Here is a 12,891-nt window from a genome sequence, read left to right on the forward strand (position 1 = left end):
GACTCGTCGGCGACCGCGAACGGATGCGTGAGCTCGTGGCGCGCACCCAGCCGCTACGGCCGGCGGGCGCCGTGCCGCCCCGGGGCCTTCGCTCAGCGCTCGCCCGCGAGGTCGGTCTCCTGGTGCTCCGCCTTCACCGTGGCGGCCGCGGCGGCCGGCCAGGCCGCCCAGCCGCCGGCGGGCTTGAGGGCGACGTGCCGCCACCACGGCTCCGCGGGCGGGATCGACGCGGGTTCGAACGGCTCGCCCGGACGGGGGGTGGCCACCACCTGACCGGCCGCGTGGCCGGCGTACAGGGTGCGCTCGGCGGGCTCGTGCCAGGGGTGCGGAGCCAGGTTGAAGGTGCCCCAGTGGATCGGCAGCAGCACGCCGTGCGGAGAGCCGCCCTGGAGGTCCAGGTGGGCGCGCATGCCCTCCTCCGGGGTCATGTGGATGTCCGGCCAGAACTCGGAGTAGGCCCCGAGCTGGATCATCGTGACGTCGAAGGGGCCGTGGGCGGCGCCGATCTCCTCGAATCCGGGGAAGTAGCCGGTGTCCCCGCTGTGGTAGATCCGGTGCTCGGGACCGGTGACGACCCAGGACGCCCACAGGGTGTGCTGCTGGTTGCGCAGGCCGCGGCCGCAGAAGTGCCGGGCGGGCGTCGCGGTCAGCCGCAGCTCGCCGACCTCCGTCGACTCGTTCCAGTCCAGCTCGCGCAGGCGGGAGGCGGGCACCCCCCAGCGCTCCAGGTGCGCGCCGACGCCGAGCGGCACGACGAAGAGGGTGTCCGTCGTGGCCAGGGCCTTGATCGTGGGCAGGTCGAGATGGTCGTAGTGGTCGTGCGAGATCACGACGACGTCGACCGGGCCGAGCCCGGCGAGCGGCAGCGGCACCGGGTGCAGGCGCTTGGGCCCGGCGAAGGCGAAGGGCGAGCAGCGGTCGCCCCAGACCGGGTCGAAGAGCACCCGGTGGCCGTCGATCTCGGCGAGGACGCTGGAATGGCCCGCCCAGGTGAGCCGCAGGCCCGAGGCCGGCGGGCGGGCGAGGTCGGCCAGGGCCGTGGGATGGACGGGGATCGGGCCGGCCGGGGCCCGCAGCACGCGTGCCTCCTTCCTGAAGTAGACCTTGGCGAACTCGAGGCCGGATCCCTGGGGCCGGTGCCGGGCCGCCACCGGGTTCCGGAAGACGCCGTCCGCGAAGTTCGGCGAGCGACGGATGCGCTCCATGCGCGCGCCTGCCGGGTCGGCGCCGAAGGCCTCCGGGCGCAGGGCGCGCAGCCGCGCCCGCAACGGGTGGTCGGAGCCGGTGCCGGTCACGAGACCTCCTGAGGGGGGTAGGGGTCGTTCCATTATGGGCGGACCGCGGACCTCCCGGCCGGGAGCGGGGTCGGTACGGAACCGTCGTTCCGTACCGATGCCTCCCCGGCCCCCGGCCTCCCCCGCCGCCCGCCCGGAGTGAGCGCGTGCCACGGCGCGTCGACGGCGGGCGGCGGCTCCCGTTGTTGATCATGCCCGCGTCATGTGCTGTGTAGGGTGACCGGCGTGGCGAGAGTGCGGTTGAACGTGGCGGAGCGGCGGGAGGAACTGTTGCGTGCCGCCGTCGAGCAGATCGAGGCCCGGGGCGTGGCAGCCGTGCGGATCGCCGACATCGCCTCCGCCCTCGGAGTCAGCAACGCCCTCGTGCTCTACCACTTCGCGTCCAAGGAGAAGCTCGTCGCCGCGGCCTTCTCCTACGCCGCCGAGGGGGATCTCGCGCATCTGCGCAAGCTCCTCGGCCGCCGCACGACCGCTTTGCGCCGGCTGAGGTCGGCGGTCCGCTGGTACGCGCCCACCGGCCAGGCCAAGGGCTGGCGCCTGTGGATCGAGGGCTGGTCGGCGAGCCTGCGGGAACCGGCGCTGCGGGAGGTCGCGGCCGCCCTCGACCAGCAGTGGAAGGCGGCCCTGACCGAGGTGATCGCCGAGGGCGCGGCGGCCGGGGAGTTCCCCTGCCCCGATCCGGCCGCCGCGGCCTGGCGGCTGACCGCCTTCCTCGACGGGCTCGCCGTGCAGATGACCGCCTACGCCGGGTCCCTGTCGCGCGCCGCCATGCGGGAGTGGGCCGACGCGGCGCTCGACCGGGAGCTGGGCCTGAGCGGCCCGGGGACGACCGCACAGCGCAGCCCGAAGAGCGGCCCGGGGACGACCGCACAGCGCAGCCTGAAGAGCGACCCGGAGAGGACCGCTCAGCGCAGCTCGTAGACCGCCGTCACGGTCACCTGCTCCTCGATCTCGCCGGGGGCCAGCGGCATCTCCGGCGCGTCGGCGGGCATCCCGGGCACGGCGCCGGAGACCGGGCGGACGGAGTCGCCCTCGGTCAGCGAGACGAGCCGCCCGAGGCGGTGCCCGCTGAGCCGCGCGTGCTGACTCGCCTTCTCCCGCGCGTCCTGATGGGCGGCCTTCCTGGCCTCGGAGCGCAGGGCGCCGGGGTCGGCGACGTCGAACGCCACGCTGTTGACCCGTCCCGCGTCCCCGGTCGCGTCGCCGACGGCCGCGACGACCCTGCCTGCCCGGTCGATGCCCCTGACCTTGACGGAGAAGGACTGGCCGGCCTGGTAGCCCGCCACCCGGTTCTCGCCGCCGTCGCTCTGGCTGTAGACGGCGGACAGCGAGAGGCTGTCGGTCCTGATGTCGCGGTCGGCGACGGCCTCCTTGCGCAGGGCCGCCAGCAGCGCCTCGGCGGCGGTGCGCTGCCCGTCCATCGCCTCCTGGGCGGTCTTACGGGTGACCTCGACGCCCACCGAGAGGACGGCCACGTCGGGCGCGGCGGCGGCCCGGCCGGTCCCGGTCACGGTGACGGTCGTGGTCGCCGCGGCCGGGGCGGCGGCGACGGAGGGGGCCGCGGCGGGGCCCGCGGCGAGCGCGGGCGCGGTCCCCGCGAGCAGGAGACCCCCGAGCACCGTCCCCGCGACGAGGGCGCGGCCGAGGCCCCGGGCGGAGGCGGAAGCGGCGACGGAAGCGGAACGGTCGGCGAAAGGGGCGTAAGGCGCACGAAGAGGGCTGGTCGTCACGGACGGTCCTTTCGGGAACGGCTGCCGGAGGACCCGGCGCGCACATCCCAACACCCCCCGGCCCCCGCTCCCGCGCGCCACTCCTGCCCCGTCACCCGCACAGGTCTGCGCGCACGGCCGCGCCGCGTCAGACGTTCCCGGCGACGGGCGCGCGGTACCGGGCCCGAGCCGCCCCCCGGCGCACGCCGCTGTCGGTGCCGCTTGGTAGAACTCTCGCATCAGCCGATCAAGGACCGTCCGGTGCCGGGAGTAGTCATGACCATTTCGACCCCCCTGGGGGAGCTGCACGGCCTGCCCGTCTTCGACTTCCCCTCCCCGGACTCCACCGCCGCTCTGCCGGACGCCGCGTCCGTGGCCTGGCGTGTCTCGGCTCCGACCTACAGCGAGCCGGGCGACGAGCGGTGGGAGGCGATCTTCGACCGCTTCCTCGCCACGGTCGACGCGGGCCGCGTCCGAGCGCTGGTCGTCGGCGGCTGGGACGAGGCGTACGACACCTCGTCGGCGCCGGTCGTCACGGCGCTCATCGGCGCCGACAACCGCCTCACCGCTCTGGAGGCGGTCTTCCTCGGGGACATGACCTTCGAGGACTGCGAGATCTCATGGATCCAGCAGACCGACGTGACGCCGTTGCTCGCCGCCTACCCAGGGCTCCGGGAGTTCGGTGTACGCGGAGGCACGGGGCTCGCCTTCCCCTCCATCCACCACTCCGGCCTGCGCACGCTCGTGGTGGAGACGGGCGGCCTGCCCGCCGCGGTCGTGCGCGGTATCGCGGGCAGCGACCTGCCCGCCCTGGAGAACCTCGAACTCTGGCTGGGTACGGACGAGTACGGCGGTAACAGCTCCCCCGCCGATCTGGAGCCGCTGCTCTCCGGGACGGCGTTCCCCGCCCTGCGTCATCTGGGGCTGCGGAACAGCCAGATCCAGGACGAGGTGGCCGCCGCGGTCGCGAGTGCCCCGGTCGTCGCCCGGCTCGAACGCCTCGACCTGTCGATGGGCACGCTCACCGACGAGGGAGGGGCGGCGCTGCTCGCCGGACAGCCGCTCACGCACCTGGCGTACCTCGGGCTCGCGCACCACTATCTGTCGAAGGAGATGAGCGAGCGGATCGTCGACGCGCTCACGCCGTCCGGTGTACGGGTCGACATCGACGACCCCCAGCAGCCGGACGAGGACGACGGCGAGGTCCACCGGTACGTCGCGGTCGCCGAATGACGAACGCGCTCGTGCCGGGCGCCGCGGCCCGGTCGGGGGGCGGCGCACCCGGGCGCCTCGCGGGCCGGGCGGGAGCCGACGGGCGCCTCGCGGGCCGGGCGGGAGCCGACGGGTGCGACCCGTCCCTCCGTCTGGCCGTCGTCGGCAACCCGGCGGGACGCCGTGTCCGGTTCTTCCAGGACGCGGTGGCCGCGGCGGGCCTGCCGCCGGCGCGGGTCGTACCGTGGCTCGACGTCCTGCGGGGCGGGGCGCGGTTCACGGCGGGCGAGACCGTCCGCCTCGACTCGCCCGGCGAGGACCCGGACGTCGACCGGCTGCTGCGCGGTGTCGAGGACACGACCCGCGTCGAGGGCACGGGGCTCTGGTACGCGCGCTTCACCTCAGCGGTCTCGGAGCTGGCCGCCGGCGTGCGGGCCGCTGGAGCGGTCCTGGTCGACGATCCCGGCGAGCTCGCGGTCCAGTTCGACAAGCGGCTCGGCCACGGCGTGCTGCGTCGGGCCGCGGTGCCGGTGCCCGCGTCGCCGACCTCGGGGCACGACGCCCCGCCCGTGCGCGGGTGGGACGACGTCGTGCGGCTGATGGCGGACGCCGGGACGCGCCGCGTCTTCGTGAAGCTCGCGCACGGCTCCTCCGCCTCCGGGGTGCTCGCGGTGGAGACGGCACCCGCCGGGCGGGTCCAGGCGACCACGTCGGTGGAGCGCGGCCCGGGCGGCGCGCTCTTCAACTCGCTGCGGGTCCGCCGCTACCGGACGGAGCGCGAGGTCGCCTCGATCGTGGACGCCCTGGCGCCCGACGGGCTGCACGTCGAGCGCTGGCTGCCGAAGGCGTCGTCGGGCGGTCGGGTCGCCGACCTGCGGGTGGTGGTGGTCGACGGCCGCGCGACCCACGCCGTCGTCCGCACCAGCCGCTCGCCCATGACCAACCTTCACCTGGGGGGAGCCCGGGGGGATCTGGAGGCGGCGCGCGGCGCGGTCGCCGCCGCGGGCGGACGGTGGGAGGACGTGCTCGGCGTGGCCGAGCGCGCGGCCGCCGCCTTCCCCGGCACGCGGTGCCTGGGCGTCGATCTGCTGCCCTCCTCCGACTGGCGCCGTGTCGCCGTCGGCGAGGTCAACGCCTTCGGTGACCTCCTGCCCGGTCTCACCGGCCTGCCCGGCGGCGGCGCCGAGGGCCTGGACACCTACGCGGCCCAGGTAGCCGCCCTCCTCCGTCCCACCGCCCCCACGCCCACCGCGGCACCGAACGCCACCACCAGCACCACCAGCACCACCAACACCGAACGAAACGCCACCACCGCCGTCACCGGCACCCCCCGCACCACCACCGCCCTACGACCGCGCCCCCCAGGAACGAGCACCACGTGAACCAGCGGCCCGCGCCCGACATGAACGAGATCGTCGGCAGTCATGATCTGCTCCTGGTCACGCTCGACACCCTGCGGTACGACGTCGCGGCCGAGCTCGCCTCCGCCGGCCGCATCCCGAACCTGGCGCGCCACCTCCCCGGCGGCCGGTGGGAGCGCCGGCACGCCCCCGGCAGCTTCACCTACGCCTCCCACCAGGCGATCTTCGCCGGCTTCCTGCCGACCCCGGCCTCCCCTGGCCCGCACCCCCGCCTCTTCGCCGCCCGCTTCGCCGGCAGCGAGACGACCGCCGACGGCACGTTCGTCTACGACACCCCCGATCTGGTCTCCGGTCTCGCGCGGCGCGGCTACCACACGGCCTGCGTCGGCGGGGTCGGCTTCTTCAACCGGCAGGCGCCGCTGGGCTCGGTACTGCCCGGGATGTTCCGGGAAAGCCACTGGGAGCCCTCCTTCGGGGTCGCGTCCCCCACCTCCTTCGAGTCCCAGGTCACGCGCGCGGAGGAGGTCGTCGCCGCGCTCCCCGGGGAGCGACCGCTCTTCCTCTTCGTCAACGTCGCCGCGCTCCACCAGCCGAACTGGTTCCATCTGCCCGGCGCCACACCCGAGGCGGGGGACACCCGGACCACCCACGCGGCGGCGCTGGAGTACGTCGACCGGCACATCGGCCGTCTGTTCACCGCCATGAGCAGCCGTCGCAGCTGTTTCACGATCGTCTGCTCCGACCACGGAACGGCCTACGGCGAGGACGGCTTCACCGGTCACCGGCTCGGCCACGACGTGGTGTGGACCGTGCCGTACGCGCACTTCCTCCTCGACGGCCCGGACCGGTCCGGCGGAACCGAGCGGCCCGGGGTGTCCGCGTGACCACGACGACCACGGCTCCCCGCCCGTACCAGAGCTACGTCTACGCCTACCCGCACAAGACCGCGTACCGCCCCCTCCCCCACCCGGCGCCCTCCCTCGCCGGCCTCTGGGCGGACGAGCCGAAGGACGCGCTCTCCCTCTACGCCCACATACCGTTCTGCGAGGTCCGCTGCGGCTTCTGCAACCTCTTCACCCGCATCGGCGCCCCCGACGAGCTGACCACCCGTTATCTCGACGCCCTCGACCGGCAGGCCACGGCCGTGCGCGAGGCGCTCGGTGACGGCGCCCCGGTCCGGTTCGCCACGGCCGCCTTCGGCGGGGGCACCCCCACGTTCCTGACCGCCCCCGAGCTGGAGCGGCTCTGCGACATCGCCGAGCGGCGGATGGGCGTCGACCTCCGGTCCGTCCCGCTGTCCGTCGAGACCTCCCCGGCGACCGCGACCGCCGACCGGCTCGCGGTGCTGGCCGCGCGGGGCGCGACGCGTCTGAGCATCGGGGTGCAGAGCTTCGTCGAGGCCGAGGCGCGGGCCGCCGTCCGCCCCCAGCGCCGCGCGGACGTGGAGGCCGCGCTCGGCCGGATCCGGGACGCGGGCGTCCCGGTGCTCAACATCGACCTGATCTACGGCATCGACGGACAGACCGAGGAGTCCTGGCGCCGGTCGCTCGACGCGGCGCTCGGCTGGCGGCCGGAGGAGCTCTACCTCTATCCGCTCTACGTCCGCCCGCTGACCGGCCTCGGCCGGCTCTCCCCCGCCGACGCCGACCGGGAGTGGGACCGCCGCCGGCTGCGCCTCTACCGCCGGGGCCGGGACCATCTGCTCGCCGAGGGCTACGAACAGGTGTCGATGCGGATGTTCCGCCGGACCGACGCCCCGCCCCTGGGCCCGGACGACTACGCCTGCCAGACCGACGGGATGATCGGTCTCGGCTGCGGGGCCCGCTCGTACACCTCGTCGCTGCACTACTCCTTCGACTACGCCGTCGACATGCGCGAGATCCGCTCCATCATCGACACGTACACGGCCACCGGACCGGAGGGTTTCCGCCGGGCGCAGGTGGGCCGGTGGGTCGACGCGGACGAGGCGCGCCGCCGGCATCTGCTCCAGTCGCTGCTCCAGGCCGGGGGCATGGACACGCGCGACTACGAGGACCGGTTCGGCACGTCGCCCTTCGCCGACTTCCCGGCCGAGCTGCGCCGGTTCGAGGCGCTCGGCTGGCTGGACGAGGAGGCGCCGTCCGGGCTGCTGCGGCTCACCGCCGAGGGGCTCGCGCATTCGGACGGGATCGGGCCGGAGCTGTTCTCGCCCGCCGTACGGGCGGCGATGGCCGCCTACGAGCCGAAGTAGGGGCACCCGATGGACCTGACGATCCTGTACCGGGGGCCGCTCGCCTCCTGCGACTACGACTGCCCCTACTGCCCCTTCGCGAAGCGCCGCGACAGCCGCGAGCAGCTGCGCGCCGACCGGGCCGCGCTGGAACGGTTCTCCGCCTGGGCGGCGGGGCAGACCGGCGACCGGCTGCGGATCCTCTTCACTCCGTGGGGCGAAGGCCTGGTGCGCAGCTGGTACCGGCGGGCGCTCACCGAACTGTCCCGGCTGCCGCACGTCGAGCGGGTGGCGATCCAGACCAATCTGAGCTGCCGCACCGACTGGCTGGCGGACGCCGACCCGCACACCCTCGCGCTCTGGTGCACGTACCACCCCGGCCAGACGCCGTACGACCGCTTCCTCGCCAAGTGCCACGAGCTGGCCGCCGGGGGGACGCGGTTCAGCGTGGGCGTCGTCGGCCTGCCGGAACACCTGGACCACGCTCGACGACTGCGGGCGGAGCTGCCGTCACCGGTCTACCTCTGGGTGAACGCGGCCGAGGGCCACACGTACGCCGACGAGGAGGCCGAGGCCTGGACGGCCCTCGACCCCCTCTTCCCGTACAGCCGCCATCCGCACCGCTCGGCCGGTCTCCCCTGCCGGACCGGCGAGTCGGTGATCTCCGTGGACGGTGACGGGACGGTGCGCCGCTGCCACTTCGTCAAGGCCGAGCTGGGCAGCCTGTACGACGGTTCCTACCGTGCCGCCCTGCGCCCGCGCGCCTGCCCGCTGGCCGTCTGCGACTGCCACATCGGCTACGTCCACCTGGAGACCCTGCCGCTGTACGACGTGTTCGCGGGCGGGGTCCTGGAGCGGATCCCGGCGGCCGTGCCGGCCGCGCCGCGCGGGGCGGGTACGCCTACAGGGGCATGAGGTCGGGCCGCTTCGCCAGCACGTGGTCGCCCGAGCTCTCACCGCGCAGCCGGCGGCCGATCCACGGGACCAGGTACTCCCGGGCCCACAGGATGTCGTCGCGGCGCACCTCCAGCGTGCCGCGCGGCGGCAGGGGCGGCCACGGCTGGTCGGGGTCGGCGGGGACCTGGATGCCGAGGACCTGGGCCGCCCGGAGCGCGACGCGGGTGTGCCCCTCGGGCGACAGGTGCAGCCTGTCGCCGTCCCAAGCCCGCCTGTCCTGGACGGACTTGAGGGACCACAGGTCCAGGACCGGGCAGCCGTAGCGGTCCGCGATGGCCCGGACGTGGGCGGTGTAGGTGGCGATCTTTCCCCGCAGATGGCGCAGCACGGGGACGTCGCGGGTGTCGAACCCGGTCGTCACCATGACGGTGCCGACGGCGGAGGTGAGGTCGGCGACGGCGCGCTCGAAGCGCTCGGCGACGGCGTCCGGGTCGCTGCCGGGCCGGATGATGTCGTTGCCGCCCGCGCAGAAGGTCACCAGGTCGGGGGCCAGCTCCTTGGCCCTCGGGACCTGCTCCTCCACGATCTGGTCGAGGAGGCGGCCGCGTACGGCCAGATTGGCGTAACGGAACGCGTCGGGCTCCGGCAGCCGGTCGGCGAGCAGGACCGCGAAACGGTCCGCCCAGCCGAGGTACTTCCCGTCGGGGCCGGGATCTCCGACGCCCTCGGTGAAGCTGTCGCCGATCGCCGCGTACGACCCGAATACGTCCATGTCTCTTGATCTCGAATCGTCTGCCACGGGAGCACATCTTTCCTTTACGGGTGTGACCTACGCGACCGTAAGGAGGTGTTGACGGAGGGTGAGATATGCCACCGGTCAAGATTGCACCAAGGCGGAATACGCGAAGGGCCCGGCACGAAGGTGCCGGGCCCGGTGCGCCCCCGGGGGGCAGCGGGTGCGCGGGACGCGTCAGACGCCGACGCCCTTCTGGCGCAGGTACTCGAGCGGGTCGATGTCCGAGCCGTAGCCCGGCCCGGTGCGCATCTCGAAGTGCAGGTGCGGACCGCTGGAGTTGCCGGTGGAACCGGACAGCCCGATCTCGTCGCCACCGCTGACGGACTGGCCGGCGGAGACGGAGAGGGAGGAGAGGTGGGCGTACTGCGAGTAGGTGCCGTCGGCGTGCTGGATGACGACCTCGTTGCCGTACGACCCGCTCCAGCCGGCGGAGTACACCGTGCCGGCGCCGACGGCCTTGACCGAGGTGCCGGAGGAGGCCATGAAGTCGACGCCGGTGTGGTAGCCGGAGGACCACATGGAGCCGGAGGCGCGGTACGGGGTGGAGATGCCGTTGCCGACCGGGGCGACCCAGCCGGAGGCCGCGGCCCGCGGCTCCTGGGCGGGCGCCGCCGCCGTGCGCTCGGCGCTGCGGGAGCTGCGCGTCGCGGAGTCGTCGGAGGAGGACTTCTCGGCCTTCGGCGCGGCCTTGGGGGCAGCGGCCTTGGGCGCGGGCGCCTTGGCGGTGGACTTGGCGCCGATGGTGAGCTTCATGCCGGGGAAGATCAGGGAGGGGTTCTCGCCGACGACCTGCCGGTTGTCCTGGTAGAGCTTCTTCCAGCCGCCGGCCAGGTGGTGCTCGGTGGCGATCTTGGACAGGTAGTCCCCGGCGACGACGGAGTACGTCCTGGGCTTGGCCTTGGCGGCGGCCGGGGCCTTCGCGGGAGCGGCGGCGACGGCGGCGACGGCCTGCTCGGGGGTCGCGGCGGGAGCGGACTTCTCGGCGGCGTGGGCTCCGGTCGCGCCGAGGAGCGGCAGGGCGACGACGGCGCCGCCCGTTCCGGCGGCGACGAATCCGCGCGTGATCGGGTTGACCTTGGGACGGCGGTGCTTACCCTTCGCGGGCATGGCGAATTCCTCTCCGTCGCCTGCGAGGTGAGCTGTCGGGTTCGGGCTGGAGTTGCCCGGTCGCCATGGCGCGCGACTTCACCCCAAGCCGTTCCGGATCGACCGGACCGGCGTACTACCTGGGTCCCCCGCTCCTGCCATACGTGGGTGGGTGCGGATTCCGGACGGTGGCAGGATTCGGCGGTCCGACCGGATTGACGGTGACCGTAGACGAGCCGGTCGGCGCGAACAAGCCGTCCTATTCCCCGCGCATTCCGAGGGCTGATCTCCGCCCGGAATTCCGGTCACCCTCCGTGGATGCCGCCCCCTCGGTCTCCTTTTCTCGCAGGGAGTTCACGAAAGACGATCAGGCACGTTCCGTCACGGTTATGACGCTGCTCACGCACCGAAACCCATCTCCCCTTTTACCAGGGCGCGTTATCACCAAGGCCCTAATTCGGACAGAACACCCATTCCCGTCCGAGGGGTGTGCGCGGGGGCCACCACCCGGAATGATTGCCCCAGGAACCGATCTCGTATCGTCGAAGTCCGCCAACACTCAGGAGCACTCGTGACGCAGCAGCTGCCGCAGGTCTCGTCGACCGAACCCGAGCTGAGCGGGGTCCGCAACTTCCGGGACGTGGGCGGCCTGCCGACCATGGACGGCCGGTCGGTCAGGTTCGGCCGCCTCTTCCGCAGCGGCCACCTGGCGCACGCCACCGAGGAGGACGCGGCCTTCCTCGCCGGCCTCGGGCTGCACACCGTCTTCGACTTCCGCAACGCGGCCGACCGGAAGGTCGAGGGCGCGGACGTCGAACTCCCCGGCGTGCGGAACGTGAACATCCCGCTGAACGACCCGGCCGACGGCAAGGAGTTCTGGAAGCTGGTCAGCGGCGGGGCACTGGAGCAGCTGCGCGAGGCCCTCGGCGACGGCAAGGCGGCCGACCGCATGGCTGGTTCGTACCGGAAGATGGTGGTCGACCGGACGGCGGAGCACAGCCGGGTCCTGCACGCGATGGCCGACGACAGCGTGCCCGCCCTGATGCACTGCGCCGCCGGCAAGGACCGCGCGGGGCTGTCCATAGCGATCTCACTGCTCGCGGTCGGCGTCGAGCGGGAGGCGATAGAGGCGGACTACGTCAAGTCGAACGACCCCCACCGCCGCTACAAGATCCGTCGCAGCTCCACTTCCGCGGACGCGATGGCCCCCGAGGTGATGGAGCTGCTCGGCCCCCTCTTCGACGCGCGGGTGGAGTACCTCCGGGCGGCGTTCGACACCATGGAGCGGACCTGGGGCACGACGGAGAACTACCTGTCGCAGGGCCTCGCGCTCGCCCCCGAGACGCGGGAGCGGCTGCGCGCGCGGCTGGTCACCGAGGCCTGAGCCGGCGAGGAGCCGCGCGCGCCCGGGAGGCCGGGACCGGGACCACCGGTCACGGGTTCTGACCGCCGAGCGTGAACAGCAGGTAGAGGAAGCCGGCGAAGAGGTGCCCGGCCACGAGATAGGCGAAGAGGCGCAGGACCAGCCCCTTGGGGAACTTGCCGCCCCCTCGCTCCTCGCCGGTGACCGCAGTTGATTTGTCGGACATGTCGGATCCCTTCCGTGGATTCACCGCGGGAGCGCGGTCCCGTCACCGAGACACGTCTCGGCGGCGGGGCTCTGCATCAGCGTGTGGACGAAGAGCAGATCGGCGCCGCCGCTCGTGGCGGCACCGATGCGATGGGGCGTGAGCGAGTCGAAGTGGGCGCTGTCGCCAGGATCCAGGACGTGCACGGCGTCGGCCAGCGACAGCCGCACGCGGCCGGCGACGACGTGCAGCCACTCCTCACCCGGGTGGACGCGCACGAGGTCGGAACGGGTGGCGTACGGCACGTGGACGCGGAGCGCCTGCAGCGCGCGCCCGGGCCCGCCGGCCTGGTGGTAGATCCAGCCGTCGGCCTCGACGGGCTCGGACCGGCCGGCGCGGATGACGGGGTCCCGCTCGGCCGGGACCTCGCCGAGGAGGGCGGAGACCGTCGTACCGTAGATGCGGGCCAGCGCGAGCAGCATCGGCAGCGAGGGCTGGCGACGGCCCGTCTCCAGCCGGGACAGGTGCGCCGGGGAGAGGCCGGCCCTGCGGGCGGCGGCCTCCAGCGTGAGCCCGCGCCGCCGGCGCAGCCCGCGCAGCTGGGGGGCCACGTCCGGAAGGACGGCGGCTTCGTCCGGTCCGTCCGGCGCGAGGGGGTCCGGGGACGGTCCCGCGGAAAGGTGCTCCATCCCTCTATTGCGCCAGGAACCTGCCCCTGAGGCAAGTTTCTTGCCTCAGGGGCAAACGCCGGCGACGCA

Annotated in this window: 13 protein-coding genes and 1 riboswitch; of the genes, 7 read left to right on the top strand and 6 right to left on the bottom strand. The window is 73.8% G+C overall.

Annotation, left to right across the window (positions count from 1 at the left end; translation table 11 throughout):
• Positions 1–92 precede the first annotated feature (92 nt).
• On the bottom strand, positions 93–1,295 hold the full coding sequence (locus tag AB0K65_RS06125; protein ID WP_365714538.1) for an MBL fold metallo-hydrolase: 1,203 nt from the start codon (positions 1,293–1,295) through the stop codon (positions 93–95).
• A 225-nt stretch (positions 1,296–1,520) separates the two neighbouring features.
• Here AB0K65_RS06125 and AB0K65_RS06130 point away from each other — a divergent pair, with 225 nt between their 5' ends.
• Complete coding sequence (locus tag AB0K65_RS06130; RefSeq protein ID WP_365714539.1) at positions 1,521–2,216, top strand: TetR family transcriptional regulator C-terminal domain-containing protein; 696 nt, start codon at positions 1,521–1,523, stop codon at positions 2,214–2,216.
• Here the strand turns inward: AB0K65_RS06130 and AB0K65_RS06135 are convergent.
• Positions 2,201–3,025, bottom strand: coding sequence for an SIMPL domain-containing protein (locus tag AB0K65_RS06135; RefSeq protein ID WP_365714540.1), 825 nt, complete (start codon positions 3,023–3,025; stop codon positions 2,201–2,203). The genes AB0K65_RS06130 and AB0K65_RS06135 overlap by 16 nt on opposite strands.
• Before the next feature lie 255 nt (positions 3,026–3,280).
• Between AB0K65_RS06135 and AB0K65_RS06140 the strand changes: the two genes are divergently transcribed.
• Genes AB0K65_RS06140 through AB0K65_RS06160 form a run of 5 tightly spaced genes read left to right on the top strand, consistent with a single transcriptional unit; the run spans position 3,281 to position 8,701 of the window.
• Positions 3,281–4,237 carry an STM4015 family protein gene (locus AB0K65_RS06140; RefSeq protein WP_365714541.1) on the top strand — a complete coding sequence of 319 codons (957 nt, stop codon included), beginning with the start codon at positions 3,281–3,283 and terminating at the stop codon, positions 4,235–4,237.
• Positions 4,234–5,598 carry an STM4014 family protein gene (locus AB0K65_RS06145; protein WP_365714542.1) on the top strand — a complete coding sequence of 455 codons (1,365 nt, stop codon included), beginning with the start codon at positions 4,234–4,236 and terminating at the stop codon, positions 5,596–5,598. The genes AB0K65_RS06140 and AB0K65_RS06145 overlap by 4 nt, the downstream gene beginning before the upstream one ends.
• A 20-nt stretch (positions 5,599–5,618) precedes the next feature.
• The gene (locus AB0K65_RS06150) at positions 5,619–6,461 is read left to right on the top strand and encodes an STM4013/SEN3800 family hydrolase (RefSeq protein WP_365714802.1); all 843 of its coding nucleotides are present in this window, start codon (positions 5,619–5,621) and stop codon (positions 6,459–6,461) included.
• Complete coding sequence (locus tag AB0K65_RS06155) at positions 6,458–7,807, top strand: STM4012 family radical SAM protein (RefSeq protein ID WP_365714543.1); 1,350 nt, start codon at positions 6,458–6,460, stop codon at positions 7,805–7,807. Before AB0K65_RS06150 ends, AB0K65_RS06155 begins: the two co-directional genes overlap by 4 nt.
• Positions 7,808–7,816: 9 nt before the next feature.
• Positions 7,817–8,701 carry an STM4011 family radical SAM protein gene (locus AB0K65_RS06160; protein WP_365714544.1) on the top strand — a complete coding sequence of 295 codons (885 nt, stop codon included), beginning with the start codon at positions 7,817–7,819 and terminating at the stop codon, positions 8,699–8,701.
• Here AB0K65_RS06160 and AB0K65_RS06165 read toward each other — a convergent pair.
• Both AB0K65_RS06165 and AB0K65_RS06170 read right to left on the bottom strand, forming a co-directional pair.
• Positions 8,688–9,455 (bottom strand): SGNH/GDSL hydrolase family protein, encoded by a 768-nt coding sequence (locus AB0K65_RS06165; RefSeq protein WP_365714545.1) that lies wholly within the window; start codon positions 9,453–9,455, stop codon positions 8,688–8,690. The genes AB0K65_RS06160 and AB0K65_RS06165 overlap by 14 nt on opposite strands.
• 198 nt (positions 9,456–9,653) lie before the next feature.
• Positions 9,654–10,586, bottom strand: a complete 933-nt coding sequence (locus AB0K65_RS06170) for a LysM peptidoglycan-binding domain-containing M23 family metallopeptidase (protein WP_365714546.1) — start codon at positions 10,584–10,586, stop codon at positions 9,654–9,656.
• A gap of 4 nt (positions 10,587–10,590) precedes the next feature.
• Positions 10,591–10,779: riboswitch (cyclic di-AMP (ydaO/yuaA leader) on the bottom strand.
• Between the two features lie 357 nt (positions 10,780–11,136).
• On the opposite strand from AB0K65_RS06170, the gene AB0K65_RS06175 reads away from it, so the two are divergent.
• On the top strand, positions 11,137–11,949 hold the full coding sequence (locus AB0K65_RS06175; protein WP_365714547.1) for a tyrosine-protein phosphatase: 813 nt from the start codon (positions 11,137–11,139) through the stop codon (positions 11,947–11,949).
• 49 nt (positions 11,950–11,998) lie between these two features.
• On the opposite strand, the gene AB0K65_RS06180 is transcribed toward AB0K65_RS06175, so the two are convergent.
• Positions 11,999–12,154 (bottom strand): DUF6126 family protein, encoded by a 156-nt coding sequence (locus AB0K65_RS06180; protein ID WP_365714548.1) that lies wholly within the window; start codon positions 12,152–12,154, stop codon positions 11,999–12,001.
• 20 nt (positions 12,155–12,174) lie between these two features.
• Positions 12,175–12,822 carry an XRE family transcriptional regulator gene (locus AB0K65_RS06185; RefSeq protein WP_365714549.1) on the bottom strand — a complete coding sequence of 216 codons (648 nt, stop codon included), beginning with the start codon at positions 12,820–12,822 and terminating at the stop codon, positions 12,175–12,177.
• Between the last annotated feature and the right edge of the window lie 69 nt (positions 12,823–12,891).

The organism is Streptomyces sp. NPDC053755 (genome assembly GCF_040677675.1).
Lineage (GTDB): Bacteria > Actinomycetota > Actinomycetes > Streptomycetales > Streptomycetaceae > Streptomyces.

Bases quoted from the DNA above. Each gene is read 5' to 3' on its own strand.
- AB0K65_RS06185 (WP_365714549.1), bottom strand. From the start codon at position 12,822: ATGGAGCACCTTTCCGCGGGACCGTCCCCGGACCCCCTCGCGCCGGAC.
- AB0K65_RS06145 (WP_365714542.1), top strand. From the start codon at position 4,234: ATGACGAACGCGCTCGTGCCGGGCGCCGCGGCCCGGTCGGGGGGCGGC.
- AB0K65_RS06150 (WP_365714802.1), top strand. From the start codon at position 5,619: ATGAACGAGATCGTCGGCAGTCATGATCTGCTCCTGGTCACGCTCGAC.
- AB0K65_RS06165 (WP_365714545.1), bottom strand. From the start codon at position 9,455: ATGGACGTATTCGGGTCGTACGCGGCGATCGGCGACAGCTTCACCGAG.
- AB0K65_RS06160 (WP_365714544.1), top strand. From the start codon at position 7,817: ATGGACCTGACGATCCTGTACCGGGGGCCGCTCGCCTCCTGCGACTAC.
- AB0K65_RS06170 (WP_365714546.1), bottom strand. From the start codon at position 10,586: ATGCCCGCGAAGGGTAAGCACCGCCGTCCCAAGGTCAACCCGATCACG.
- AB0K65_RS06180 (WP_365714548.1), bottom strand. From the start codon at position 12,154: ATGTCCGACAAATCAACTGCGGTCACCGGCGAGGAGCGAGGGGGCGGC.
- AB0K65_RS06140 (WP_365714541.1), top strand. From the start codon at position 3,281: ATGACCATTTCGACCCCCCTGGGGGAGCTGCACGGCCTGCCCGTCTTC.